General features: G+C 71.3%; 22 protein-coding genes, 1 other RNA gene and 1 riboswitch. Of the genes, 4 read left to right on the forward strand and 19 right to left on the reverse strand.

The annotated features are described in order from the left end of the window. Nucleotides 1-74: 74 nt before the first annotated feature. From MFF22_RS16560 to hmuQ, 4 genes are all read right to left on the reverse strand, one after another. On the reverse strand, nucleotides 75-1,967 hold the full coding sequence (locus MFF22_RS16560; RefSeq protein WP_238250078.1) for a DNA polymerase III subunit gamma/tau: 1,893 nt from the start codon (nucleotides 1,965-1,967) through the stop codon (nucleotides 75-77). 34 nt (nucleotides 1,968-2,001) lie between these two features. After that, nucleotides 2,002-2,100, reverse strand: an RNA gene (gene ffs / locus MFF22_RS16565) — signal recognition particle sRNA small type. 109 nt (nucleotides 2,101-2,209) lie between these two features. Next, on the reverse strand, nucleotides 2,210-3,715 hold the full coding sequence (locus tag MFF22_RS16570) for an undecaprenyl-phosphate glucose phosphotransferase (protein ID WP_238250079.1): 1,506 nt from the start codon (nucleotides 3,713-3,715) through the stop codon (nucleotides 2,210-2,212). 435 nt (nucleotides 3,716-4,150) lie between these two features. Continuing rightward, entirely contained in the window at nucleotides 4,151-4,453 is a 303-nt protein-coding gene (gene hmuQ, locus MFF22_RS16575) for a heme-degrading protein HmuQ (protein ID WP_238250080.1), read from the reverse strand. A 375-nt stretch (nucleotides 4,454-4,828) separates the two neighbouring features. Here hmuQ and MFF22_RS16580 point away from each other — a divergent pair, with 375 nt between their 5' ends. Further along, a complete protein-coding gene (locus MFF22_RS16580; protein WP_238250081.1) occupies nucleotides 4,829-5,242 on the forward strand; it encodes a helix-turn-helix domain-containing protein in 414 nt (137 codons plus the stop codon). A 26-nt stretch (nucleotides 5,243-5,268) separates the two neighbouring features. Here MFF22_RS16580 and MFF22_RS16585 read toward each other — a convergent pair whose 3' ends face one another. The 4 genes from MFF22_RS16585 to cbiE are packed head-to-tail and all read right to left on the reverse strand — an operon-like array spanning nucleotide 5,269 to nucleotide 9,009. After that, entirely contained in the window at nucleotides 5,269-6,588 is a 1,320-nt protein-coding gene (locus tag MFF22_RS16585) for a cobyrinic acid a,c-diamide synthase CobB (protein ID WP_238250082.1), read from the reverse strand. Next, nucleotides 6,585-7,364 (reverse strand): precorrin-4 C(11)-methyltransferase, encoded by a 780-nt coding sequence (gene cobM, locus MFF22_RS16590; RefSeq protein ID WP_238250083.1) that lies wholly within the window; start codon nucleotides 7,362-7,364, stop codon nucleotides 6,585-6,587. The genes MFF22_RS16585 and cobM overlap by 4 nt, the downstream gene beginning before the upstream one ends. Continuing rightward, a complete protein-coding gene (locus MFF22_RS16595) occupies nucleotides 7,361-7,795 on the reverse strand; it encodes a cobalamin biosynthesis protein (protein ID WP_238250084.1) in 435 nt (144 codons plus the stop codon). Before MFF22_RS16595 ends, cobM begins: the two co-directional genes overlap by 4 nt. Further along, nucleotides 7,774-9,009: a precorrin-6y C5,15-methyltransferase (decarboxylating) subunit CbiE gene (gene cbiE, locus MFF22_RS16600; protein WP_238250085.1), complete on the reverse strand. Its 1,236-nt coding sequence runs from the start codon at nucleotides 9,007-9,009 to the stop codon at nucleotides 7,774-7,776. The genes MFF22_RS16595 and cbiE overlap by 22 nt, the downstream gene beginning before the upstream one ends. Nucleotides 9,010-9,022: 13 nt before the next feature. On the opposite strand from cbiE, the gene MFF22_RS16605 reads away from it, so the two are divergent. Next, a complete protein-coding gene (locus MFF22_RS16605) occupies nucleotides 9,023-9,763 on the forward strand; it encodes a cobalt-precorrin-6A reductase (RefSeq protein ID WP_238250086.1) in 741 nt (246 codons plus the stop codon). Nucleotides 9,764-9,954: 191 nt separating this feature from the next. Here the strand turns inward: MFF22_RS16605 and cobJ are convergent, their stop codons facing one another. The 11 genes from cobJ to MFF22_RS16660 all read right to left on the reverse strand — a co-directional run bounded on the left by cobJ (nucleotide 9,955) and on the right by MFF22_RS16660 (nucleotide 22,593). Next, nucleotides 9,955-10,716 carry a precorrin-3B C(17)-methyltransferase gene (cobJ, locus tag MFF22_RS16610; RefSeq protein WP_238250087.1) on the reverse strand — a complete coding sequence of 254 codons (762 nt, stop codon included), beginning with the start codon at nucleotides 10,714-10,716 and terminating at the stop codon, nucleotides 9,955-9,957. Next, nucleotides 10,713-11,492, reverse strand: coding sequence for a precorrin-2 C(20)-methyltransferase (locus tag MFF22_RS16615; protein WP_238250088.1), 780 nt, complete (start codon nucleotides 11,490-11,492; stop codon nucleotides 10,713-10,715). Before MFF22_RS16615 ends, cobJ begins: the two co-directional genes overlap by 4 nt. After that, the gene (locus MFF22_RS16620) at nucleotides 11,492-12,169 is read right to left on the reverse strand and encodes a precorrin-8X methylmutase (RefSeq protein ID WP_238250089.1); all 678 of its coding nucleotides are present in this window, start codon (nucleotides 12,167-12,169) and stop codon (nucleotides 11,492-11,494) included. The genes MFF22_RS16615 and MFF22_RS16620 overlap by 1 nt, the downstream gene beginning before the upstream one ends. Next, the gene (locus tag MFF22_RS16625; RefSeq protein WP_238250090.1) at nucleotides 12,166-13,482 is read right to left on the reverse strand and encodes a ferredoxin-like domain-containing protein; all 1,317 of its coding nucleotides are present in this window, start codon (nucleotides 13,480-13,482) and stop codon (nucleotides 12,166-12,168) included. The genes MFF22_RS16620 and MFF22_RS16625 overlap by 4 nt, the downstream gene beginning before the upstream one ends. Beyond that, a complete protein-coding gene (cobN, locus tag MFF22_RS16630; protein WP_238250091.1) occupies nucleotides 13,479-17,402 on the reverse strand; it encodes a cobaltochelatase subunit CobN in 3,924 nt (1,307 codons plus the stop codon). Before cobN ends, MFF22_RS16625 begins: the two co-directional genes overlap by 4 nt. 44 nt (nucleotides 17,403-17,446) lie before the next feature. Next, nucleotides 17,447-18,481 carry a cobalamin biosynthesis protein CobW gene (cobW, locus tag MFF22_RS16635; protein WP_238250092.1) on the reverse strand — a complete coding sequence of 345 codons (1,035 nt, stop codon included), beginning with the start codon at nucleotides 18,479-18,481 and terminating at the stop codon, nucleotides 17,447-17,449. Beyond that, nucleotides 18,478-18,855, reverse strand: coding sequence for a DUF1636 family protein (locus MFF22_RS16640; RefSeq protein ID WP_238250093.1), 378 nt, complete (start codon nucleotides 18,853-18,855; stop codon nucleotides 18,478-18,480). Before MFF22_RS16640 ends, cobW begins: the two co-directional genes overlap by 4 nt. Beyond that, entirely contained in the window at nucleotides 18,848-19,573 is a 726-nt protein-coding gene (locus tag MFF22_RS16645; RefSeq protein ID WP_238250094.1) for a CbtA family protein, read from the reverse strand. Before MFF22_RS16645 ends, MFF22_RS16640 begins: the two co-directional genes overlap by 8 nt. 16 nt (nucleotides 19,574-19,589) lie before the next feature. Continuing rightward, nucleotides 19,590-19,772, reverse strand: coding sequence for a CbtB domain-containing protein (locus MFF22_RS16650; RefSeq protein ID WP_238250095.1), 183 nt, complete (start codon nucleotides 19,770-19,772; stop codon nucleotides 19,590-19,592). A 33-nt stretch (nucleotides 19,773-19,805) separates the two neighbouring features. Next, a riboswitch (cobalamin riboswitch) is annotated at nucleotides 19,806-19,994 on the reverse strand. 50 nt (nucleotides 19,995-20,044) lie between these two features. Then, on the reverse strand, nucleotides 20,045-21,673 hold the full coding sequence (locus MFF22_RS16655) for a glycoside hydrolase family 44 protein (RefSeq protein ID WP_238250096.1): 1,629 nt from the start codon (nucleotides 21,671-21,673) through the stop codon (nucleotides 20,045-20,047). Further along, complete coding sequence (locus MFF22_RS16660; protein ID WP_238250097.1) at nucleotides 21,670-22,593, reverse strand: glycosyltransferase family 2 protein; 924 nt, start codon at nucleotides 22,591-22,593, stop codon at nucleotides 21,670-21,672. Before MFF22_RS16660 ends, MFF22_RS16655 begins: the two co-directional genes overlap by 4 nt. A 202-nt stretch (nucleotides 22,594-22,795) precedes the next feature. Here MFF22_RS16660 and MFF22_RS16665 point away from each other — a divergent pair, with 202 nt between their 5' ends. Then, on the forward strand, nucleotides 22,796-23,959 hold the full coding sequence (locus tag MFF22_RS16665; RefSeq protein ID WP_238250098.1) for a Gfo/Idh/MocA family protein: 1,164 nt from the start codon (nucleotides 22,796-22,798) through the stop codon (nucleotides 23,957-23,959). Nucleotides 23,960-23,986: 27 nt separating this feature from the next. Further along, nucleotides 23,987-24,877: a DUF6492 family protein gene (locus MFF22_RS16670; RefSeq protein WP_238250099.1), complete on the forward strand. Its 891-nt coding sequence runs from the start codon at nucleotides 23,987-23,989 to the stop codon at nucleotides 24,875-24,877. The last annotated feature ends 51 nt before the right edge of the window (nucleotides 24,878-24,928 follow it).

Here is a 24,928-nt window from a genome sequence, read left to right on the forward strand (position 1 = left end):
ACCCGGATCGCCGGGGCTTCCTGTCGCCCGCCGCTGCGCTCGCAATCGCGGAGGCGCCGCCGGGTTCCCCCCGATCAGAGGTCATCGCTCTCCGCCTCCTCCGCGCGGGCGGCGTCGGCATCGCCGAGGATCTCCTCCTCCGCGGTGGCCCTGGCCTCGGACGCGGTCTCGCGGACATCCACGATCTCCGCTCCGGGAAAGCGCGAGAGGGCCTCGCGGACGAAGGGATCGGCAGCGGCATTCTCGCGCCGCGACTCGCTCGCCGCCCGGATATCCTCCGCCAGGGTCGGGGCGCCTTCCTCCTGCGAGAGGGACACGATCCAGCGGCGTCCGGTCCATGCGGTGAGCGCGGCGGACAAGTCGTTGGCGAGGCTCGAGCGACCGCCAGCCGCCAGACGTAACTCGATCCGCCCCTCCTCGAAGCGGACGAGATGCACGTCCCGCTCCAGGGCCGTCTTGAGCAGGATGTCCCGGCGGGCCTCGGCCAGGGCGACGACATCCTCGAAGCGCTGAAGCTTTGGCCCGGCATCGGTCGCGAGGGTGGGGCCGCGGGCCGGAACCGGCCGTGCAGGCACGGAATTGGCCTGCATCGGTACGGCGACGGCCTGGGCGGCGGAGGACCCCCGCGCCGGAACGGGCGAAGCCTGATCCGTCAACGGCGGAAGCATCCTGGCCACGGGCCCGGCTTCGGGGGCGGAGGAAGGCAGTACAGCCGGCCTCGGCTCGCCTTCGCCGTTGGCAATCGCGTCGTCCCGGAGCCTGCGAAGGGCCTCGTCAGGCGTCGGCAGGTCCGCGGCGTAAGCGAGACGGACGATAGCCATCTCCGCCGCCGCCAGGGGCCGGGGGGCCGCCTGAACCTCCGGGATCGCTTTCAGCAGGATCTGCCATGCCCGCGACAGGGCCCGGACGGAGAGGGCCTGAGAGAACTCCGCGCCGCGTCGGCGCTCGGTCTCGCTGAGCGTCGGGTCCGCGGCGGCATCTGGGACGATCTTGAGGCGGGTGACGAGGTGGGTGAAGGCCGCGAGGTCCGACATCACCACCGCGGGATCGGCGCCGGAATCGTATTGCGCCCGCAACTCGGCGAAGGCGGCGGGTACGGCGCCGCGCATCACCGCCTCGAACAGGTCGACGATCCGGGCCCGGTCGGCGAGGCCGAGCATGTCCCGCACGCCCTGTGCCGAAACCATCCCGGCTCCGTGGGCGATGGCCTGATCCAGGATCGACAGCGAATCGCGCACGGACCCTTCCGCGGCCCGGACGAGGGCGTTCAGGGCCTCCTCCTCCACGCTCACTCCCTCGGCGGCGCAGATGCGGGCGAGGTGCGCGCGCAGCACCGGCGCCTCGACCCGGCGGAGGTCGAAGCGCTGGCAGCGGGACAGGATCGTCACCGGAACCTTGCGGATCTCGGTGGTGGCGAAGATGAACTTGGCGTGGGGCGGGGGCTCTTCCAGAGTCTTCAGGAAGGCGTTGAACGCCTTCTCCGAGAGCATGTGGACCTCGTCCACGATGTAGACCTTGTACCGGGCCGAGACCGGCCCGTAGCGAATGCCGTCGATAATCGCCCGTACGTCGTCGATGCCGGTATGCGAGGCGGCGTCCATCTCCAGCACGTCCATGTGCCGGGATTCCATGATCGCCTGGCAGTGCAGGCCGAGCTCCGGCATGTCCACGGTCGGCCCGGTATCGGGCACGCCGGCGCGGGCGTAGTTGAGGCCGCGGGCGAGGATGCGGGCCGTCGTGGTCTTGCCGACGCCGCGGACGCCCGTCAGCATCCACGCCTGGGGGATGCGCTTGGCCGCGAAGGCGTTGCCCAGCGTCCGGACCATGGCCTCCTGGCCGATCAGGTCGCCGAAATGCGTCGGGCGGTATTTGCGCGCCAGGACCCGGTAGGGTGCGGCCTGCGAGGGCGTGGCCTTGAGCCCGGGAAGTCCCGGCTCGTCGTCAGGCGTGCCGGTCGAAGCGTCCATGACGTATCGGATTCGGGACTCGCGCCCTCAGGCAAGGTGGGAGGCTGGACAGAGACCCGCTCGGTCTCGTTAGGGCTGCTTCCTTCCGGACCTGACCCGGTTGGCGAGTGAAACGTCCCCCGCCAACCCCCCGCCGGCTATATGGCCGGCTCGCGGTTCCAACGCAAGCGCGGGGGGCACCATTCCTGGCAGGGGGCTTCCGGCTGCCCGCGCTCATGACGGCGCGGCGGTGGCGGAACGCCTCAGCGGGCGTTCCGGTAGGCCCGGCGCGACAGCACCGTGAGGATCATGATCTGGATGTCGAGCCAGATCGACCAATGGTCGATGTAGTAGAGGTCATGCTCGACGCGCCCGGCCATCGCCTGGTCGGTCTGCGTCTCGCCCCGGAAGCCGTTCACCTGCGCCCAGCCGGTGATCCCCGGCTTCACATTGTGGCGGCGGGCGTAGAGGGCGATCCGCCGCTCGAAGCTGCGGTCGTGAGCCAGGGCGTGAGGCCGGGGGCCGACGAGGGACATGTCGCCCAGGATCACATTCAGGAGCTGGGGCAGCTCGTCGAGATTGGTCCGCCTGAGTATGGCGCCGACTCTGGTGATGCGGCTGTCGTTGCGCGTTGCCTGCTTGAAGGCCGCGTTCTGCTCGGCCTTCATCGAACGGAACTTGAACACGTCGAAGGGCTGCTGGTTGAAGCCGTAGCGTCGCTGCCGGAAGAAGACCGGACCGGGGCTGTCGAGCTTGATCGCCGCCGCGATCACCGCAAGGAGCGGCAGGAGTGCGAACAAGGCGAGCAGGGCCACCCCTACGTCGAAGCAGCGCTTCAGGACGATCTCGCCGAGGTTGAGGGGCCGTCGCCCGATATTGATGCCGGACACCTTGCCGATCCGGGCGACTTGCATGTCGGGGAAGCGATCGAGCACCGTGCCCGGCCTCAGGTGCAGGGCCGCCGGCACGCGCAGGAAGGCGTCGATGCAGCGCTCGACCTCGGCGGCATCGGCCCAGGGGACGAGGACGAACACGTCGTCCGGCCGCAGGAAGCGCACTACGGAGACGGCGAGGTCGAGGTCTTCCTGAAGCTGCTCGTAGCGGGTCGCGGTGTCGGCGCGGGGATCGGTGCGGCGAAGGTAGCTGGTCCCCACGACCCGAAGGCCCGGACCATCGGTCTGGTTGCTGGCGTAGAAGGCATGGATATCCTCCTCGTAGCCCACGAGGTGGACGCGGCTCACCGTCGGAGAGGCGGGGTTGAGGCTGCGGCCGATGATGCGGCTCACCGCCAGCCGGCTGACGAACAGCGTAGGCAATCCCGCGAAGAAGACGACGATCGAGACAAGGCGGGAGTAATCGGTCGTCGTCTTGGTAAGGAAGCCGATGACGAGCACCACCGCCCAGGCCAAGAACCAGAGCGACACGATGCGCCGAAGGCCGGAACGTCCCTCCATGAGCTTGTCGAGGGCGTATTCGCCGCGCAAGGCATTCGTGGTGACGATAATGAGGCTGAGAAGGGCCGTGAGCTGCAGGCCGCGGGTCTCGGTCGGCCATGCGTCGTCGTTGGCGAAGGCGAGGCGGTAACCGACTTCGCTCGCAAGGGTCACGCCCGCGATCGCCGCGAGGTCGGCAAATGCGGCGGCCGCCGACAGCATCACCCGCATGACGCCGCGTCCGCGCTGCGGCAGCACGGCCGCCCACACCCGTCGGCTGCGGCCCGGGGCCAAGCTGATGGGTTCGTACGATTGTGGGACCCGCTCTTGAAGCATCGATCTGCCTGTCCCGTCCCGGTCGGTCTTTGTGCCGTGATGAAACAGAAGCGGCTTCGATCACGGCCTTCGTCGGGAGTGGGAGCAAGCCGCGAGCCCGCCGCCCCGGGGCACTTGCCTGGGCCCGGCGGAGGACCATCCGTGGTCTTCCGCCGGCAGGGGCCGGGTTTGGGCCGGAGCATCCGCGTCTTCGCGTCTGATCCGGCCTGCGACGACTGGCCCGCCGCAATGGACTGGCGGAAGCGTTCTGCTCTCCGCGCGGCGCATCGCGTACGGCCATGGTTAATGAAACGTTAGCTCGGCAGCAATGCGACCGAATACTTAATTCCCGGCTCTTTCACGACTCCCACGAAAAAGCCGGCAATGATTCGAACGACGGCGACCGAACGGAGCGTAGCAGTTCTGCGTCTGATGCAACCGTGCCCGTATTCGGCATCACAGGATGCGCTCAAATCCTTCAAATTGAGGATGTCCTACGTAGAGCGGCCGAGTCGACGGTGCGCGGCTGTGCGCTTTGCGAAACTGTTCCGAACGCGTCCAAGCCTCGAAATCAGCCCGTGACCGCCAAACCGTATGCGAAGCATACAGTATATGGTCTTCCTGTTCAGGTCCGCGGAGCAGATGAAATTCGACAAATCCCGCCATTTCGTCGAGATGACTGTCACGCCCGCGCCAGATTTCCTCGAACTCCGCCGTTGCGTCCTTGACCACCTTAAATCTATTCATAGCGATGAACATCGATGTATTTCCCTTCACGTTCGGAGTAGACGAGGTTCGACCAAAGGATTTGTGCAGCTAAGACTTGGATCAACTCTTTTTTGGTTGCAGTTATAACGACCTACAACCTCTGGAATATTTCCCGGCATGGGTGAAAAAGTTCGGCTTCCGCTCCGCAAAACCCTGACGTGTACTCGGCGACTTGCGGAATTCGGGGATTTGGTTTCCTAGTAACCGCCGTTGGTGTAGTCCAACACCGCACCGGAGCGCTGGGGCAAGCTATCCGGTAAACCGACGAACAGGGGGTGGGGAGAGGTGGAGCGTAGCGAAAGTAAGATTTCGGACCTGCAAATGAAAGGCGGTCGTCCGATGCCGAAGGATCCGGCGAGCCCGAACATGCCGAAGCAAACCACCGACGTCGACCGCTTGGTCGGCCTCCGGATCACGGCGCTGCGGAAGGCGCGCGGGCTGAGCCAAACGGCCCTTGGGAACGCGGTCGGCGTCACCTTCCAGCAGGTCCAGAAGTACGAGAAGGGGCAGAATCGCGTCGGCGCCGGCCGTCTGCGTGAGATCGCCCGGCTCCTCGAGGTGCCGGTCTCGGCCTTCTTCGACGACAACAACACGTCCGAGAGCCCGCAGGAGGATGTGTTCAGCTTCCTGAACGCCCAGGGGGCCGTGGAACTGCTGCGGGCCTACACGCAGATCGTGGACGACCAGATGCGGCGGGACGTGCTGGCGCTCGTGCGCAGCGCCGCCCGGCTGGCGCATCTGCGTGCGAACCCGACCGAGATCCCTGCTGCGGCCGAGTAAACCACCATCGGCCGCGGGCCGGCGGGTCAGTCGCCGGTCGCGATCAGATGAAAGAAGCTGCCGGTGACGTGACCGCACCGGTGCCCCGTGAAACCGAGATCGGTACCTTCTGCGTCGGCGATGCGGGCGAAGGAGGTACCCTCGGTGGGGGTGGGTGACGTGACGCTGGCGTAGTGGAACTCGTGCCCGATCAAAGTCGCGCCGCATCGCCCGAGGGCGTTGTCCGCGGTCACCCGCGCCACCCGATAGCCCAGGTGAAGCTTCCTCCGGTGATAGGAAGTCGAGACCGGGAGCAGATCGAGCATCGGATATGCGACGCCCTCGGCGTCCTCGATGGCTTGGCCGAGCACCATGTAGCCCCCGCATTCGCCGTGGACCGGCCGCGTCTGCGCGAAGGCGCGGGTGCCGTCGAGGAAGCGCCGCGCCGCCGCGATCCGCCCGGCATGCAATTCCGGATAGCCGCCTGGGAGCCAGCAGCAATCGCAATCGTCGGGTGGCGGCTCGTCGGCGAGCGGTGAGAAGGGCACGAGTTCGGCGCCCACCTCGCGCCATCCGGTCTCCATGTGGGGGTAGAGGAAGCTGAAGGCTTCGTCGCGGGCGATGGCGATCCGCTGCCCCGGAGGCGGCAACGGCGTGTGCCCCACCCCGGCCGGCACCGCGCCGCCCGCGGCGGCGACCACCTTGTCGAGGTCGATACCGGCCTCAGCGATGTCGGCGAGACGCTCGAGGCGGGCGTAGAGGTCGGCCGTCTCGCCGGCCTGCACCAGGCCGAGATGCCGCTCCGGCAGCACGAGGCCGGCATCCCGGGACAGGGCGCCGAGCACGGGGAGCCCAGCCTGCGCCATGCCGTCTTCCACGAGGCGGCGATGGCGGGGGCTCGCGACCTTGTTCAGGATCACGCCCGCGATGGTGAGGCGCGGGTCGTAGGCCCGGCACCCGAGGGCCACCGCGGCAGCCGATTGAGCGGCGCCGGAGACGTCGATCACCAGGATCACCGGCCAGCCGTAGCGTGCCGCAATGTCGGAGTTGGCGCCGGAACGATTCGCGGCCGCCCGGACGCCATCGAACAGCCCCATCGATCCTTCGGCCAGCACGAGGTCCGCCGCCGCCGCAGACGAGGCGGCGAGGGTATCGAGCAACGCAGGCGCCATGGCGAAGCTGTCGAGGTTGAAGCTCGGCTCCCCCGTAGCGGCCTGATGGAAGGCGGGGTCGATGTAGTCGGGTCCGCATTTCATGCCGCGAATCCTCAGGCCCCGGCGGCGCAGGGCCCGCATCAGCGCGAGGGTCACGGTGGTCTTGCCGGATCCGGAACGCGGTGCGGCGACAAGCAGACCGGGCACAGTCATGACGGTCCGGTCCCTACGGCGCCGTTTGGACGGAATCGGCGGTCGTAATCGGCCGCGTAAAGGGCGCTCTCGCGGAAATTTTGTGCATCCAGCGCGCGACCCACAAAAATTATCGCAGTTCTTCCAAGGCTTTTCGCACTCACAAGTTGCGGGATTTCCGCCAAGCTCCCCTTAACCACTGTCTCGTCGGGCCATGTCGCCCGAAACACCACCGCGGCTGGGCAATCGGCGCCGTAGAAGGGGATCAGCTCGGCGGTGAGGCTCTCCACCACATGGATGGAAAGGTGGATCGCCAGGGTCGCGCCCGTGGCCGCGAAGGCGGCGAGACGCTCGCCCTCCGGCATGGGGCTGGCCCGTCCCGAGGTCCGGGTCAGGACGACGGTCTGAGCGAGGGCCGGCACGGTCAGCTCCCGCCCGAGCACCGATGCAGCGGCCGCGAAGGCCGGGACGCCGGGGGTCAGGGTATAGGGGATGCCGAGGCCATCGAGGCGGCGCAGCTGCTCGGCCAAAGCACTCCAAATGGAGAGGTCTCCCGAATGAAGCCGCGCGACGTCAAGGCCGGCGGCGTGGGCCGCCTGCATCTCGGCCATGATCGCATCGAGGGAGAGGGGGGCCGTATCGACGATCCGTGCCCCCGGCGGGCACCATCGCAGGATCTCCGGGGCGACCAGGGATCCGGCATGGAGGCAGACCGGGCAGGCGGCGATGCGGTCGCGACCGCGGACAGTGATGAGGTCGGCCGCGCCGGGGCCGGCGCCGATGAAGTGAACCGTCATCCCACAGGCCTGTGCCGCGTTTCGGTGCGGAAGGCCAGGGCGCAGGTGACGCTGCCCCGGGCGATCCGCGGCAGGACGAGGCGCCCGTCGGACCCCGCGCTGGCCAGGGCCGCGGCTTCGCAGAGGGATCCCACCCCGCGCAGGGCTTCGATCCGCGCCGAGCGTGTGGGCACACGGTCGTCACAGGCGGCGAGGGCCTCCGGTGAGATGCCCTCGACGGTCAGCCCGAAGGCGCCGGCTGCCTCGCGGATCGCCGGCTCGCCCGCCCGATCCTCCGCCGTGGCGATGGCGGCGAGCTGCCCGCGCTCCGCGCCAGCCTCAACGAGGGCGAGCGAGATGATGGCGGCGATCTCGTCCGAACCGGCTCCCCGTCGGAATCCGACCCCGGCCACCAGGGAAGGGCCAGCGCTCATGGCTTGGTCCAGGCCCATTGGGTCACCGGCATCGCCGTGCGCCAGCCCTGAAGGCCGCCCACCGCTGCGGCCCGGGCCACCGTGAAGCGGCGCAGGCTGCCGCCCCGCCCGGCATAGGCGGAGAGCAGGGCGGCCTCGCCCTCCAAAGTCACCGCGTTGGCGACGAAACGCCCGCCGGGACGCAGCGCCTCGGCCGCAGCGTCGAGGAGGCCCGGCTCCGAGATGCCGCCGCCGACGAAGACGGCATCCGGCGGCGGCAGACCATCGAAGGCGGCGGGGGCGCGGCCCAGGACGATGGCGAGGTCGGGCACACCCAACGAGGCCGCGTTGCGGCGGATGCGCTCGGCCCGGTCCGGCCGGGCCTCGATGGCGGTCGCACGCAGGGACGGCGCCCGGAGCATCCATTCGATCGAGACGGATCCGGCCCCCGCGCCGACATCCCAAAGGTGCCGCCCCGGCTGCGGCCGCAGGGCCATGAGGGTGAGGGCGCGGATCTCGGCCTTGGTGAGTTGCCCGTCGTTCTCGAACAGGTGATCGTCGAGGCCGGGGGCGAGGGGAAGCCCCTCGGCCGGGCCCGCCACCGTAAGCGCGAGGGTGTTGAGCGGATCGATGTCGCCGAGGGCGAACCCTTCAGCCTCGGCCGAGCGGATGCGCTCGCGGGGGCCGCCCATCGCTTCCAGCACGGTGATCGTCGTCGCGCCGAACCCCCATGCCACGAGCAGGGCGGCGAGGGCGGCGGCGGTCGCGCCGTCCCAGGCCAGGACGAGGAGCCGTGCCCCCGGCCGAAGGTGCGGGACGATCCGTTCCAGCGTCCGCCCGTGGAGGGTCACGAGCCCGCATTCCGCCAGGGGCCATCCCAGGCGGGCACAGGCGAGGCTGAAGGCCGACGGCTGGGGGAAGGCCGCAATCTCGTCCGCCGGCACGAGCCGGGCAATCTCGGCGCCGATCCCGTAGTGGAACGGATCCCCGGTGGCGAGGATGCAGGTCGGCCGTCCCCGCCGGGCGAGGATGTCCGGATAGGCATCGTGGATCGGGCTCGGCCAGGGGCGGGTTTCGGCGGAAAGCGGTGCGGCCAGGGCGAGGTGCCGGCGCCCGCCATAGACGACCTCCGACCTGTTGAGGGCGGCGGCGGCGGCGGGTGAGAGGCCGGCGCGCCCATCCTCGCCGATGCCGACGATCGTGAGCCAGCGATGGCTCGACACGGGCTCAGCGGCCGGGGACAAAGCGGCCATGCCCGATTCCCCGATGCGACTTCTGATCCTCGGCGGCACGACGGAGGCGACCGCCCTGGTGCAGCTTCTGGCCGACGATCCCGCCTTCGCCCCCACGCTGTCGCTCGCCGGGCGCACCCGCGTGCCGATGGCGAGCCCCGTGCCCGTTCGGGTCGGTGGCTTCGGCGGTGCCGGCGGACTGGCGGACTTCCTCGCACAGGCGCGGATCTGCGCCCTGATCGATGCGACCCATCCCTTCGCGGCGCGGATCTCCGCCAACGCGGTTGTGGCGGCCCGGCAGGCGGCAGTTCCCCTCCTGGCGATCCGCCGGCCTGCCTGGGTGGCGGGGGAGGGGGATCGCTGGACAGAGGTCGCGGATATGGCGGCGGCGGTCGAGGCCCTTGGGCGGGCCCCGCGGCGGGTCTTCCTCACCATCGGCCGTCAGGAGGTTTCGGCCTTCGCGGTCGCCCCCCAGCATTCCTATGTGGTGCGGACCATCGAGCCGGTCGGCGATGCCCTGCCGGTGCCGCACCTCACGACCATCTCCGCCCGCGGGCCCTTCGACGCGCAGGCCGAGGAGGCGCTGATGCGCGACGCCGGGATCGAGGTGGTGGTCAGCAAGAATGCCGGCGGTACCGCGACGGAGGCCAAGCTCCTCGCCGCCCGCCGCCTCGGCCTGCCGGTGGTGATAGTCCGCCGGCCCGACAAGCCCGCCGTGCCATCCGCGCCGGATGCGGCGGGTGCGCTCGCCAGGCTGAAGGGACTGCGTGGCTAACGAGCGTGTCCCTCCCCCCTCTGCGGGGGAGGGTACCCTGCAAAGCAGAGGGAGAGAGGGGAGCGCCGTGGTCGGAAAGGTCGCGCCGGGTGCCGCCTCCTGACACGTCGCGCTGCCCCTCTCCCGACCCTCGCTGACGCGAGGGCCACCCTCTTCCGCAGAGGGGGGAGGGGGAATACGGCGGACAGCGCTCACGCTACCCCCGGCACGCTGCGGGGCGTATAGACGAAAGGTGCCTTCCCCGTCCGCGGGATCAGCCGGGTGCCGGAGGCGCCGAGGATGACCATCGTCGCCATGTCGGCCGGCGCGGCGGGGGCCTCGGCCAGGGTCGTCACGCGGATCGCCTCGTCCGGGCGGCTGATCGCGCGGGCGAACATCACCGGCGTGTCGGGCGCGCGGATCCCGGCGGCGAGGTCCAGGGCAGCGCCAAGCTGCCAGGGCCTTGCGGTGGAGATCGGATTGTACAGGGCGACGACGAAATCTGCCCGCAGGACCGCCTCGAGCCGGGCGGTCACCACCGGCCAGGGTTTCAGGTTGTCGGACAGGGACATGGCGCAGAAATCCCCGCCCAGCGGCGCCCCGAGGCGCGCGGCGGCGGCGAGCATGGCGGTGATGCCGGGCTCGACGGTGATGGCGAGATCCCGCCAGCCGGGTTCCCCGTGCTCCACCGCCTCGAAGATTGCGGCCGCCATGGCGAAGACGCCGGGATCGCCCCCCGACACTACGGCCACCCGCCGGCCCGAGGCGGCGAGCGACAGGGCGTGGCGGGCGCGGTCGACCTCGACTCGGTTGTCGCTGGCATGGCGCACGAGGCCGGGCCGCTCGGGCACGCGGGCGACGTAGGGCAAGTAGCCGATCAGGTCCTCGGCCCCGTCGAGGGCGAGGCGGGCCGCCCCGGTCAGTAGCGACGGATCGCCCGGACCGAGCCCGACGACCGTGACGCACCCGCTCACGGCCGGCGGCCCTCGCCGGGCACGAGGATCATGGAGAAGTACGGCGCCTCGTCGTCGTCCTTGATCTCGAGGGGAATGACCCGCTCCCCGGACATGGTCCCACGCTCGACATAGACGGCACGGGCGAGGAGCCCCGCCTCGGTCAGGGCCGCGCGGACCTTCGGCAGGTGCCGCCCGAGCTTCATCACCACGGCGGCGTCGGTGCCGCGCAGGCGTTCGAGCAGCACCGGCAAGGGCAGGGTCGCGGGCAGCACGGTGAGCACGTCGTCACCCCAGGTGATCGGGGTGCCCGCCCGGGTCCAGCAGCCGGACATGCCGGTCACGCCCGGGATCACGTCCACCGGGAAGCGGTCCTTCAGTCGCCGCCACAGGTGCATGAATGAGCCGTAGAAGAACGGATCCCCCTCCGACAGGATCGCCACGTCCCGTCCGGCCCCGAGGTGATCGGCGAGCCGGCCGGCCGCATCGTCGTAGAACGCGGCCAGCGCGGCGACGTAGTCCGGATGCTCCGGATGAAGTTCCGTGGTGTAGGGATAGGCGAGCGCCATTTCCCGAGACGGATCGCACAGGATCGCGTCGGCGATGCCCCTTGCATTGCCGCGCTTGCCCTGCTTGCAGAAGTGCACGAGCACCGGCGCCCGTTCCAGGATGCGCCGGGCCTTGACGGTCAGCAGGTCTGGATCGCCGGGCCCCATGCCGACCCCGTACAGGGTCCCCGTCGCGGCCGGACGCGGCAACTCCTCCGTCTCGCCCTCGAAGGGCGCCAGCCCGTCCATCACTCGACCTCGCTGGCCAACGCGTTGACGGCGGCGGCGGTCATGGCGCTGCCGCCCCGGCGGCCGTGGACGACCACGAACGGCACCCGCCCATCCCGGGCGAGGGCATCCTTCGACTCCGCCGCGCCGACGAACCCGACAGGGATGCCGATGACGGCGGCCGGTGGCGCCACCCCTTCGTCGAGGAGTTCGAGCAGGCGGAACAGGGCGGTGGGCGCGTTGCCGACCGCGACGACGCTGCCCGGCAGCACCTCGCGCCAAAGCTCCATCGCCGCGGCCGAGCGGGTCGTGCCCATGCGCTGCGCCAGTTCGGGCACGCGCGGATCGCGCAGGGTGCAGATCACCTTGTTGTCGGCGGGCAGGCGGGCGCGGGTGACCCCGTCGGCCACCATGTGCACGTCGCAGAGGATGGGGGCGCCCGAAGCCAGGGCGGCCACGCCCGCCTCGGCGAAACCGTCGGACATCTCCACGTCGGCCGGCAGGTCGGTCATGCCGCAGGCGTGGATCATCCGCACGACGCAGCGCTCGGCAGCCCCGGACCAGCGGGCGAGGTCGGCTTCCGCGCGGATCATCGCGAAGGACTGCGCATAGATCGCGCCGCCGTCGCGGACATAGTCGTAGCGCGACCCTTCGTGACGCGAGGTCTGCTGGCGCAGGGTGTTCGAACTCGCGCTCATGCGGGTCTCCGGTTCCTCCCCCCATCGATGGCCTCCGGCCTGAAGGCGGCGGCAAGCCCGATTGTTGCCGCCTTTCCTAACCGCTCCAAAGCCGTCTCGATAGGGAGTTGCAGGGACGGCGGATCGCCCGGGGCGCCGCCGATGATGATCGCGTATTCCCCGTCCCGCCCGACGAGGGTCATGTCCGCCGGGCCGGGCTTGGCGCAGCCTTTGGCGCAGCCGGAGACGTGGGCCGACAGGCCCCGGGTCGCGAGGGGCCGGAACGCCTCCGCGAGGCGCGCGGCATCGACGAGCGTCTGCGTCGTGCCGGAGGCGCAGGCCGGCGCCCCGGTGCAGGCGGCCACCGCCCGGCGGGGGTCCCCCGCCCCGGTAATGAAGTCCTCCGCGAGGGCAGGGAGGTGCGCTTCCGCGCGCCCGAGCCGGGTGGGCACCAGCACGAGGCCGCGGGAGGGGGTCAGACGAAACTCCGCCGCGCCGATATCCTCCGCGACGGCGATCAGCCGCGCGAACGCGTCGGCGGTGCAGCGGCCGAACGGGGCGTCGAGGGTGAGGATGGCGATGCCGCCGATGCTGGAGAAACCGGGCGCCGGCCCTATCGCCGTCATTGCGAGCGGAGCGAAGCCAATCAGGAGCGCCCCGTTCGGAGATGACCCGCTTCCCTGGATTGCTTCGCTTTGCTCGCAATGACGGGGTGGGAGGATCGCGCGTAATTCATCCGCCGTCAGATCGCGCATCCGGCGCCGGCCGGTGGCGGCGAAGGCTGTGAGGATCAACGCCACCACGGCCGGCGCGTCCGGCAGCGGGTAGACGCCGACGGCCTCGGCAGCCGTGGCAAGGCCGATCGCCACCAGGCCCTCCGCGACCGGCACCACCGACACATCCGCCTCATCCAGCGCGAACCCCACCGCCACCAGCGTCTTGGCGGGCAGGCCGGAAATGCTTCGCCCGGCGGCTTCGATGGCCCGGGTCAGGGTGCGAAGGGTGTCGTCGGCGAGCGGCCCGGTCAGAGTCAGGCGCTGGGGGCCACCATCGGTGCGGGTGTCGCCGAGCCCGGCGGCGGTGAGCAGGGCGGAAAGCGGAGCGGTCGTCGCCTCGCTGACGCCGCGGATCTGGAGGTTTGCCCGGGCGGTCAGGTCGAGATGGCCGTTGCCGTAGCGCCGGGCGCCCTCGGCCACGGCCTGCGCCTGCGCAAGAGCCAGCACCCCGAGCGGCGGGTGGATGCGGGCGAGGAGCCCGTCGCCGGTCGGCATCGGTCGGGCGAGGCCGGGGCACCAGCCCCGGCGGGCGGCATCGGGGGAGGCACGGCGGCTCATTCGGCGGCCTCCCCGAGGAGGGCGTCGGCGGGCAACGCGTTGCGGCGGCTCACCCACAGGCCCCGGTCCCGGGCCTCGTCGAACCGGTCGAGGATCGCCCGGGTGGCGGCGGGGTTGGCAGCGCGCAGGCGGTCGAACACCTCCGGGTCGGCGATCCAGGCGGCATAGAGGGTTTCGAACCCGGCATCGGTGACGGCGTCGCTGCCGGCGGCGAGGACGAACACCGCGTCGAGCCCCTGGGCCAGTTCCTGCGCCCCGCGATAGCCGTGGCGCAGTTGCGCGGCGATCCAGCGCGGATCGGCGAGACGACCGCGGATCAGCCTGGCGGCGTCCTCCCGGGCGGTGCGGGCCTTCGGGCGTTCGGGCTGCGACACGTCGAGGCTGTAGAGGGCTGGCTTGGCCCCCGTGAGGGTCGCGGCGGCGGCGAAGCCCCCCATCGCGTCCACGGCGGCGTCGCCATCGAAAAGGTCCCGTTCGACGACATCGAAGGCGTGGGCGTAGGCATCCGCCTCCGCGACGCGCCGGCCGAAGCCCGCATCCGGCCCCTCCCGGTCACCGTAGGCGTAGTCGCTCGCCGCGAGATAGGCCCGGCCGAGGTCGCCCCGGCCCTCCCAGTCCCCGTCGAGGGCGAGCGACGCGGTGCCTGCGCCGTAGCGGCCGGGCGCCGCGCCGTAGACCCGGGCGGCGGCCTCGCCCCGGCGGGCGGCGGCGGCGAGCGGGTTGTCCTCCGCCTCCTCGTCCCGGACGGCGACGGCCCGGACGGCCCGGTCCAACAGCGCTAGCGTGTCGGGGAAGGTGTCGCGGAAGGCGCCGGAGACCCGCACCGTCACATCGACCCGCGGCCGGTCGAGGACGGCGAGCGGCAGCACCTCGAAGCCGGTGACGCGGGTGCTGGCATGGTCCCAGACCGGCCGGACGCCCATCAGCGCCAGGGCGTGGGCGACATCCTCGCCCCCGGTGCGCAGGGTCGGCGAGGCCCAAAGGTCCATGACGATCCGCGCCGGATAGGCGCCCTCGTCCTGCAGGTAGCGGGTCACGACCGCCGCGGCGGCCTTCTCGCCGAGCAGGGTCGCGGCCCGGCTCGGGATCGCCCGGGGGTCGAGGGTGGTGAGGTTTCGCCCGGTCGGCATCACGTCGAGGCGCCCGCGGGATGGCGAGCCGGCGGGGCCGGGGGGCACGAAGCGCCCGTCGAGGGCCGCGAGCAGCCCAACCCGCTCGCCCTCGGCGCAGGCCCGCACGGACTCGGGGGCCTCCTCCGGCGCCCGGCCGAAGACGTGCAGCCCGTCGCGGAACGCAGTCTCGCCGAGGTCGCAGAGATGCGCGTCGAGGGCGCTCAGGGCGTCCTCCATCGGCGTGTCGGGGGCGATGCCGGCCCCGGCGAGCAGCCCGTGGCCCTCCGCCTCCTCAAGGATGGCGGCGGCGAGCAGCTTGGCCCGGCGGGGGTCGAGCACCGTCGCAGCGGAATATTCCTCGACCAGTTCCCGTAGCCGGGCCGTCTCCGGCGGCAGGCCGGCGCGGGCGATGGTCGGAGTCAGGTGGCCGAGGGCGACGCCGCCGAGGCGCCGCTTCAGCGGGGCCGCCTCGCCGGGATCGTCGACGATGAACGGGTAGACCACCGGCAGGCCGCCGACGCACAGCGCCGGCCAGCAGCCCGGCGACAGGGCGACCGCCTTGCCCGGCAGCCATTCGGCAGTGCCATGGGTGCCGAGCTGGACCAGGACGTCGAAGTGCAGGCGCAGGCCGAGATGAAAGGCGAGGTAGGCATGGGTCGGTACCTGGTCAGGGTCATGGTAGCCGGCCTTCCTATCGGCATCCCGGCCCCGGTCGGGCTGGAGGAACAGGGCGCAGGGGGCGAAACCCTCTCCCACCCTCTCCCTCATCCTGAGGTGCGGCGCAGCCTCCTCGAAGGAGGGCTCCAGGGATCGCGAAGCCCTCTGGAGCCCTCCTTCGAGGCCCGCTGACGCGGGCACCTCGGGATGAGGGGGAATGGTGCAAGGGGCGCAGGGGGCGTCCCTCTCCCCACCTCGCGGGGAGCGTTGCCCTGTTTCCAGTCCCGTCTTTGCGAGCGGAGCGAAGCAATCCAGGGATCCGCCACGGTTCGAAACCGTCCCGCTGCCCTGGGGTGCTTCGCTGATGTGCGCAATGACGGGGAGGGCGTCAGGGCTCGCCGGGGTTTCGCGATGGCCCGCGGAATGAGCGGGGAGAGGGGACTCGTATCCCCCCACCATGCGGAAACGGAACGCGCCGTCGCGGCAGGTGGGGTCGTCCTCCGGGGCGCCCCAGGCGTCGGACAGGGCGGTACGGGCCACCTCCGGCAGGGTGGCGAGCCATGCCGTGTAGTCGTCGAGGGGCACCGCGAAGGCGGGCTCGCCTTCGGTCAGCGACGTCATCGGGTCATGCGGCAGCGGCGCGGCGGGGTAGCCGGCCGCCGCGAGGTCGGCGAAGACGGCGCGGGCGCTCTCGGGCGTGTCGAGCCCCACGGCGAATCCAGCCCGGCCACCCCGGGCCGGGTAATCGGACATCACCACCGCGACCCGCCGCTCAGCCGCCGGAAGGGCGGCGAGCCGCAGCCAGCCGCAGGCCCGCTCAGCCAGCGCCGCGATGCCCGCCGCGAACGGCACCAGCCGCCGCTCGGCGAAGCCCGCCACCTCCGGCGCCTCCTCCTTGAAGGCGATCGGAAATCCCGAGAGGCGCCCGTCGAATTCCGGCAGGGCCACCTGCATGGCGAGGTCGGAGGCCCCGAGCCCCCGGGCCGAGGCCGCCCAGGCGTCCCGGGGGGATCCCACGGTGAACGCCTGCAGCACCGGGCACTCAGCCCGGTCGAGGACGAAGCCGGCATCGTCCCGGGCCGAGAAGGCGGTGGCGGCGATCACAATGTCCGGCCGCCGCGCCGCCAGGGCGTCCTTCACCGCGGCGACGGCCTCGGGGTCTTTGAGACTCGACACGGCGAGCACCAGCACGCCGACGCCGCGCTCGCGCAGGGCTATGGCCAGGGCCTCGAACGGGGCGGTATCCCCGCCGAGGATGGCCGAGCGATAGACAAGGAGGAGGGCGAGGGGGTGTACGCTTTCCTCCGCACCGCCGATGGGATCGGTGCGCAGTCCCGTTGCCCCTGCCGATCCCACCCGCACCCTCATCCTGAGGTGCTGCGAAGCAGCCTCGAAGGAGGGCTCCAGGGGGCTCTGCGATCCTGGGAGCCCTCCTTCGAGGCCCACTGGGGTGGGCACCTCAGGATGAGGAAAGCGGACGGGATGAGTGTCGCAATGATCCCAGCTGTGGGGCGAGGTACCCTGCAGAGCATTGGGGGAAGGGTAAGGAAGTTCGAGCGGAACGGCGCTCGCGCCCGCCGCCAGCGCCACGTCCAGCCCGACCGGCCCGCAGCCGGAGCACCACGCGAAACCCCGCGGCAAGGGAACCGCCGGCTCCACTCTCCCGCCTGCACCAATGCGTTCCGCGAGCAGCCGCAGCATCCGGCGCAGGTTCTCCGGCCCGCCGGCGCGGAAATAGCCGTCGAGGCTGTCGGCCAGGGCGGCGTCCGTCGAGAAATCCGCGAGCCGCGGGTCCGGCCGGTCGTCACCTGGCAGCACCGCCAGCACCACCCCGTGGGCTCGCGCCACCTGGGCGCAGCGTTCGATGCCGTAGCGCCAGTAGTCGAGGCCACCGAGGCAGCGAATCACCACGGCCCGGGCCCTGGCGATGACCTTCTCGACGTAGAGATCGACCGAGAGCGGGTGCCGCAGCTTGGCGAGCTTGGCCAGCCGCAGTGACGGCAAGCCGGCCTCTGTCCCGTGGGCGCGGGCGAGGCCGGCGAGGTCGCTGTCGGTGAAGGACAGGATCACGAGGTCGCCCGGCTCCTGGCCGAGATCCACCGCCGCCTCGCCCTCGTCGAGGGAGACCGTGTCGACGCGCAGGAGGTGCATGGCGCGTCCCCCTCAGCCGGCGCGCGGCGTGGCCGGCGCGGGGCTCATCCCGCCAGCGCCCGGGCGACTTCGTCCCGGTCGAACCCCTTCAGGCCGATCACCACCAGGCGGCCGTCCCGGGCCTCGCCCGTGCGCCACGGCCGGTCGAAGTGGTGGGAGACCCGGCGGCCGACGCCCTGCACCACGAGGCGCATCGGCTTACCCTCGACCTCGACGAAGCCCTTGATGCGCAGGACGCCTTCGGTTTCCGCCGCCTTCTCGACCCGGGCGGCGAGATCGCCGGCCGTCACGGCAGGGCGGACGGGGAGGGCCACCGTCTCGAAGTCGTCATGGTCGTGGTCCTCGCCCTCGCCGTGGTGCGAGGGGCGGTTGTCGAGGTCGTCCTCCGCCGCCGCCCCGAGGCCGAGGAGAACGCGGGCGTCGATGGCGCCGTGCTGCGTCTCCACCACCTTCACGGCCCGGGGCAGGTGGCCTTCCACGTCGGCCCGGACCCTGGCGAGGGCCTCGGCATCGAGCAGGTCGGCCTTGTTGAGGACCACGAGGTCGGCGCAGAGCAACTGGTCCTCGAACACCTCTTCCAGGGGGTTGTCGTGATCGACGGAGGTGTCGGCGGCGCGCTGGGCGGCCAAGGCCTCAGGATCCTCGGCGAAGGCCCCGGATGCCACCGCCGGACCGTCCACCACCGCCACGACGCCGTCGACGGTCACCCGTGAGCGGATGGCCGGCCACTGGAACGCCTGGACGAGGGGCTTCGGCAGAGCGAGGCCGGAGGTCTCGATCAGGATGTGCTCCGGGGGCTCGGCCCGGCTCAGCAGGGTTTCGAGGGCCGGCACGAAATCGTCGGCCACGGTGCAGCAGATGCAGCCATTCGGCAGCTCGACGATGGACTCCTCGGTGCAGCCCTCGACGCCGCAGGCGGCCAGGAACGAGCGGTCGAAACCGACATCGCCGAACTCGTTGACGAGGATCGCAAGGCGTCGGCCCCCGGCGTTCTCGACCACGTGGCGGACGAGCGTCGTCTTCCCGGCGCCGAGGAAGCCGGTCACGATCGTGCAGGGGATCTTCGCGACGATGGTCATTCGGCGGCCTCGGGCACGGGTGGGAAGGGGGGAATGCGGGCGATCACGCCCGAGCGGAACGCCTTCGGGCGCTCCCGCCAGGGCACGATGCCGTCGGATGTACCCGAATAGGCGCCGACGCCCTCAAGGATGATGCTTGCCGCCTCGGCGGGGTCGAGGTCCCCGTAGACGTAGGTCCAGCGGCCCGGCGAGGCCACGGCGACGGTGCAGGGTCGCTTGCAGACGGAGAGGCACTCCACCGGCTCGACCCGCAACCCGCCAGCCCGCTTCGCGATCTCCTCGTGGAGCCTCGCTCCGGCGCGGGGACCCTCAGGGTCGTCGCCCTCCCGCCGGCAGGTGGTGCAGACGTAGAGGACGGTCTCGGCCTCAGGCATGCCGGCGCCCCGCGGAGCCGAAGTTCTGCCACGCCCAGCCGAAGCCGAGCCCGATCATCGCCCAGAACACCACGCCGATGGCCAGGGACCGGGCGGCGAACTGCGCTGCCAGGGCCGCGGGGAGTTCTGAACTGCCAGAAGGCGGCGGAGGCGCGCCGACCACGTGCGGGGCCACGATCAGCACGAGCCCTCCCAGGATCGCGATGAAGGAGCGCCGCACGCCGATCAGGTAGAGCCCCATGCCGGTGGCGGCGGCGGTCATCACCCACCACGCCTGCCGGGCGAGGAGGGGGGCCGCTTCCTGACCCGGCAACTCGGGCGGAAGGCCGAGGGCCGGGGCCAGGGCGACGCTGGCGAAGCCCGCGAGGGCGAAGGCGAGGCCGGTCTGGAGCGTCGGCTCGCGCCCGCAGGCCAGGAGCACCGCGCCGAGGATCAGCGCCCAGCCCACGCCGCCGACGAGGGTAGCGAGGCCGGTGAAGGCCATGCGCTGGAAGCCCGGCGCCGGCTGCCATTCGGGCGCGGCGTCGGGGGCGGCGTGGTCGTGGCCGGAATGGGCTAGCACGATCGGCAGCGCCTGGGCCGCATGGCCCGGCGCGGGAGTCTCGTAGCGCTCGGCCTCGACGATCAGCGGCGAGGTTAAGGCGAGTTCGAGCCCCGTGGCGACGACGGCCGCGAGGAAGCCGGCGGCCAGAGCCGCCGACAAAAGCCGGAGAATCATTCCTGGCGCGCTGGCGTCAGTGGCAGGGGAAGTTCTGGGCGTGCCGGAAATCGTGCGCCGCGTTGTGGAGCGCGATGGCCGGAGAGAAGCCCGCCATGAAGATCAGGCCGAGGCCGAGGAAGGTCGCCAGGGCAGCCGCCATCAGGCGCTCGTTGGCGCGGACGGCGACGGGGGCGAGGGTCGTGGTCTGCGTCGTCATGGCTGTCCTCCAGCCGCCCCACCGGCGGCGTTGCGAAGTGTCAGGATGACGGCAGGTCTCCTGGCTCGCGGCTCGGCGCGCCCGCCGCCTTCCCGGATCGCTCCGGTGGCTGCTGGCGGGCGCTCGCCGCTCACAGTTGCGGGGGCAGCCGCGGGTTCGGGTTCCCCCCTCACCGCGTTCCCTTTTCACCCCTTGCGGGGCACCGTCATCCGCCCTGTGTACCCGGACTCGGGCCCCCGCACAACGGCCGGGCCGCTTGATCGCTCCACCGGTCAGGGGGCAATGATGCAATGCTGCGCCGCCCGGGCCGGAAGCACGAGCCGCAGGTTGGTCCCGGAGACGGGATCGGACTGTCCCAGCGGGGCGACGTCCCGGTGCGCCCCGTCGAACCCGAAGCGGGCTAGCCGTGACGCGGGGAGCGGCCGGTCCAGGGCGATCTCGACCGGTTGGGCCGTCTCGGACCGGTTGATCAGCACGAGGTGCAGGCGGGGGCCATCCAAGCCGGCCCGGGCCGTGAGGGCGCCCGGCCGCGACACCTCAGTGGGAAAGTCCTGGTCCGGGAAGCGCCCACCCTTGCCGTCGAAGTTCCGGTAGAGGCGGAAGGCTGCGCCGAGCCAGCTGCCGAGGGCACCCCAATGGGCCGCCAGGAGCATGTCGGGACGGGCGAAACGCGCCAACGCGTCGGCCAGGGCGAGGCCTGAGGCCAGTTGGCCCGCCCCGCCGTAATTGTACTCGGTGATGGCGATCCGGGTACCGGGGAACGTGTCCCGCGTCAGCCGCTCCAGGCTCGGGAGGAGGGGCAGGGCAAGGCCTCCCGCCATCGCCACGGGCAGGGCGCGGGAGACCCAGCTTGCCTCCCGGAATCCGGGTTCGGAGAGGGACCGCGGCGCGTCCAGAAGGCGCCCGGCGAGGGCCGGATCCTCGGTGCGGTAGAGGGTGCCCTTTTCGCTGAACGGGTACCAATGCACGTCGAGGGCATCGAGGAGGCGCAGGCCCTCCCGCTCCGAAGCCGCCCGGAAGGCGGCGAGGTAGGCGGCGAGGAAGCTGCCGTGGTGCCGGTACTCCTCCCAGTCCGGCGCGTTCTGAAGGCTCGCCATACCCGTGACGCCCCAGCTCGCCGGCCCGATCACCCAGGCGCCGGGGTCTATCTGCTTGATGGTCCGCGCCGCCTTGAGGGAGCGCGCGATGAGATCGCCGATCCGCACCGGCGCGTGCACCAGCCGGGGGTGCTGCGTGGCCCAGAGGCCGGGCTCGTTGTCGAGGATGTACCCGCGGATTCCGGATGTGTTGGAGGCCGTGCCGTAGGTCGCCACCAGCCGCGCCAGCAGGTGCGGGATGTCGGCCACATTCGGGTCCACCGGGTCCCCCGCCGCCCGACGCCCTTCCCATGACACGGGGACGAAGCGTGCGGACGGGGCGCCCTGCTCCGGCGGCACGGGGCCGTCCTTGTCCGCCGCGACGAAACCGGCCAGCGGCAGGGTCACGAGGCTTCGGGCGCCCATTCCCATCGACGCGCGATGCGTCGCCGCGATCACCGCGAGGGGCACGCCCCGCTCAGCGGGCGGGACGCCGATCGTGTCGGCCAGGAAGTCTCCGTTGGCGTGCTGCCAGTCCTTGCCGGCGTTGCAGGCGTTATTGGTCCAGTTGTACGTCGTGGCGAAGTTGCCGCCGAAGCGCCGGAGGGTCACGCCCGCTTCCCGGTCGAGGTCGGCGGAGGGCGGCCCGCCGTCGAGGGTGCCGATCTCGCCGGAGCCGAAGATCAGCGGGCTCACCGGGACCGGCGTTCCCCCGTTTCGCACCCGCACCCGCGCCACGATCCCCGGGGCTGCGGGTGTGGCCCAGGGCGCCGCGAATGCCGTTGCCCCGGCCCCCGCGATCACCGTCCGGCGCGTCAGCCTCACGACACCAGCCCGGTTCCGTAGAGATGGCCGCGGAAGCGCGACATCCAGAACACCTTGCCGAGGCCACCGCAGGCCGCGATCCGGTGGTGACGGGCCGCGGGCGGGTTGAACGGCTTCAACACCACCGACAGCGTGCCCGAGACGATCGTCTGCGCCACGCCGACGGCCATCCACCGGACGACCTCCAGCCGGCGGCGCGGCTCCGCCATCTCGTGGACGAAGGTGCGGATCTGCCCGCTCAGGAAGCGGCGGCGCCGGACATAGTCCCAATCAAGCCGGCGGGGCGGAACCCATTCCGTCACCTTCGCGCCCTCGGCCCAGCCGAACCGGCAGCCCTCGTTCACGAGGCGCTGGAGGAACAGGCTGTCCTCGCCCCCGATGCTGTTGAGGCGCTCCTCGAAGGGTCCGCCCGGCCTCGCGCAGACGGAGGCGGCGAACAGGGAGTTGTTGGTGCCGAGATAAGGCGCCTTGCGGGTGATGTCCGCCCCGTCCCTCGCCGTGACGCCCCGGGCGAAATAATCCGCGAAGGCGCCGATCTCGCGCTCGTCGTCGGCGCGGGCGTTGACCGGACCGAACACCGCGTCGAACTCCCCCCGCTGAGCGATCGCCAGAAGCGAGGCAAGCCAGAGCGGGCCGGCGGTCTCGTCGTCGTCGATGAACGCGATCCACGCCCCCCGAGCCGCCGCGACGCCCGCATTCCGGGCGGTCGCGATCCCTGGGCGCGGCACGGAGACGTAGCGGATGGGCATGGACGCCCCCGCGGCGAGACTGCCGACGAGGGTTTCCGCGTTGGCCTCCACCGAGTTGTCGACGACCACGACTTCCGCACGGGTGGCGGGGGGCAAACTCTGCGCAAGGATGCAGCCGAGCGCGCGTTCGAGCGCCCGGTGGCGGTTCAACGTCGGGATCACGACGCTCACCGCAAACGATTCGGTTCCAGGCATCCCGTCACCGGTGCTCCCTGCGGAGTTCATCAAAAGATAACCGAAGCGTTATAACCTTAGGTGTCGACACGATGTATTCCACATAGTCGTAAAATCGATATCCAATCACGACGATCCATACAGACTTTGCGTGAGGATTTTGCGCGAAGTGGTAAATGTCAGTTCGGGCGAGGGGGCGATGTCCAGTCGAGACGGCAATCGCGTACGTATCGCCGTCGTCGGTTGCGGCTATGTCGCCGACATGTACCGGGATTGCCTCGCCCTGCACGCGGACGGGCTGGAACTGGCCGGCGTCTACGACCGCGATCCTGCACGCCTCGCGGCCTTCACGCGGACCTGGGGGGACAGGGCCTTCGGGTCCCTGGCCGAACTCCTGGCCGAACCCGGCCTCGCGGTCGTGCTGAACCTGACCGACCCGGAGAACCACGCTCCCGTCACCCGTGCCGCCATCGCCGCGGGGCGCCACGTCTATTCTGAGAAGCCCCTGGGTCTGACCTTCGGGGAGGCGCGCAGTTTGCGGGAGGCGGCCGATGCGGCGGGCGTCCGCCTTGCTGCCGCGCCGAGCAACATCCTCGGCGAGCAGGCCCAGACCCTGTGGCGGGCGGTGCGGAGCGGCGCCGTGGGCCGCGTCCGTCTCGTCTATGCCGAGCTGGATGACGGCATGGTCCACAAGGCCGATTACCGCCGCTGGATCAGCCGGAGCGGCCGGCGCTGGCCGGCGGAGGGCGAGTTCGAGACGGGCTGCACTTTCGAGCATGCCGGCTACGTCGTCACGCTCCTCGTGGCGATGTTCGGACCCGTGCGCCGGGTCACCGCCCACGCGGCCCTGCTGATCCCGGACAAGGAATGCGATCAGCCCGTGCATCCGGCGCCGGACTTCTCGTGCGGCCTCCTGGAATTCGACGGTGGAATCGTCGCACGGCTGACCAATTCCATCGTCGCCCCCTACGACCATCGGCTTCGAATCGTCGGCGACGGGGGCGTTCTGCAGGTGGATGAGCCATGGGACTTCGCCGGCCCCGTCCGGCTCAAGCGCACGGCCACGACCCGCCTCGACCGGCTGATCGAGCGCCGCTTCCCCGCCCGGAAGGGGAAGGTGGTGCCGGCGCCCCGGCCGGTGCCGTTCCGGGGCGGCCGGGGCCGGCCGACCATGGATTTTTTGCGGGGCGTGCGGGAATTCGCCGACGCCATCGCCGCCCATCGCCCATCGCGGATGGATGCGGACCTCGCCGTCCACATCACCGAGGTGACCGAGATGCTGCAGCACCCCGAGCGGTTCCCCCGCCCGGCGCCGGTGACGTCGCAGGTCGGGGCGATGCGCCCGATGGACTGGGCGGTCTGACGGGTTCGGGAGAAGAAGCGACGGACAATGGACAGCGCAACGCCGCCGACCCTCATCACCCTGTCCTTCTCCGGCGACTTCGAGTGTTGCCGCCTGCTCTGTGAGACGGCGGACCGCTTCGCCCCCGCCGGGGCTGCGCACCTGCTGGCCGTGCCGGCGGCGGACATGGCGCTGTTCCGGCCCCTGGCCGGTGGGCGCCGCGCCCTCGTGCCCCAGGAGGAGCTTCTGCCGGGTTGGCTGCGCAAGCTGCCCCTGCCGGGGCCGGAATGGCGCCGCCGCCTCCGGCTGCCCCGGCGCAACGTCTACGTCTCGTTCCGGGGGCGCCCGGTCCGCGGCTGGATCGCCCAGCAGATCATGAAGCTCAATGCCGCCGCGGGCGCCGCCACCGACACGGTCCTGCACCTCGACAGCGACACGGCCTTCGTCCGCCCGCTCCCGGGCACCGCCCTCGCACCGGGGGGGCTCGTGCGCCTCGCGCGGTTCCCCGGGGCGGCCGACGACCCGATGCACGCGCCCTGGCACCGGGCCGCCTCGACCCTCCTCGGCCTGCCGCCGTCCGATTACCACGAGGCGGACTACATCGATCAGTTCGTGACGTGGCGCCGGGCCAACGTTCGCGGCCTTCTCGAGCGGATCGGTCAGACCACTGGCCGTGACCCGATTGAGGCCCTGGCCGGGACCCGCGACTTCTCGGAGTACATTCTCTACGGCATCTACTGCGACAAGGTTTTGGGGCTGGCGGCCTCCGGCCATGTGCCGAGCGACGCCAGCCTGTGCGAGACCGTCTGGTCGGAAACGGAAGACGGTGCGATCCCCGACGTGGGCCCTGGGCGCTACGGCCTCGGCATCCAGTCGACCATTCCCCTGTCGCCGGAGGCCCGGCGCCGTATTGTAGTGCAGGCGATCGAACGGGCCTAACAGTCTGGAAGGCATCCCCGGCATCCCGGTCGAGAGGGCACTGCGAGCCGT

The sequence above is a fragment of the Methylobacterium persicinum genome (assembly GCF_022179525.1).
Taxonomy (GTDB): Bacteria; Pseudomonadota; Alphaproteobacteria; order Rhizobiales; family Beijerinckiaceae; genus Methylobacterium; species Methylobacterium persicinum.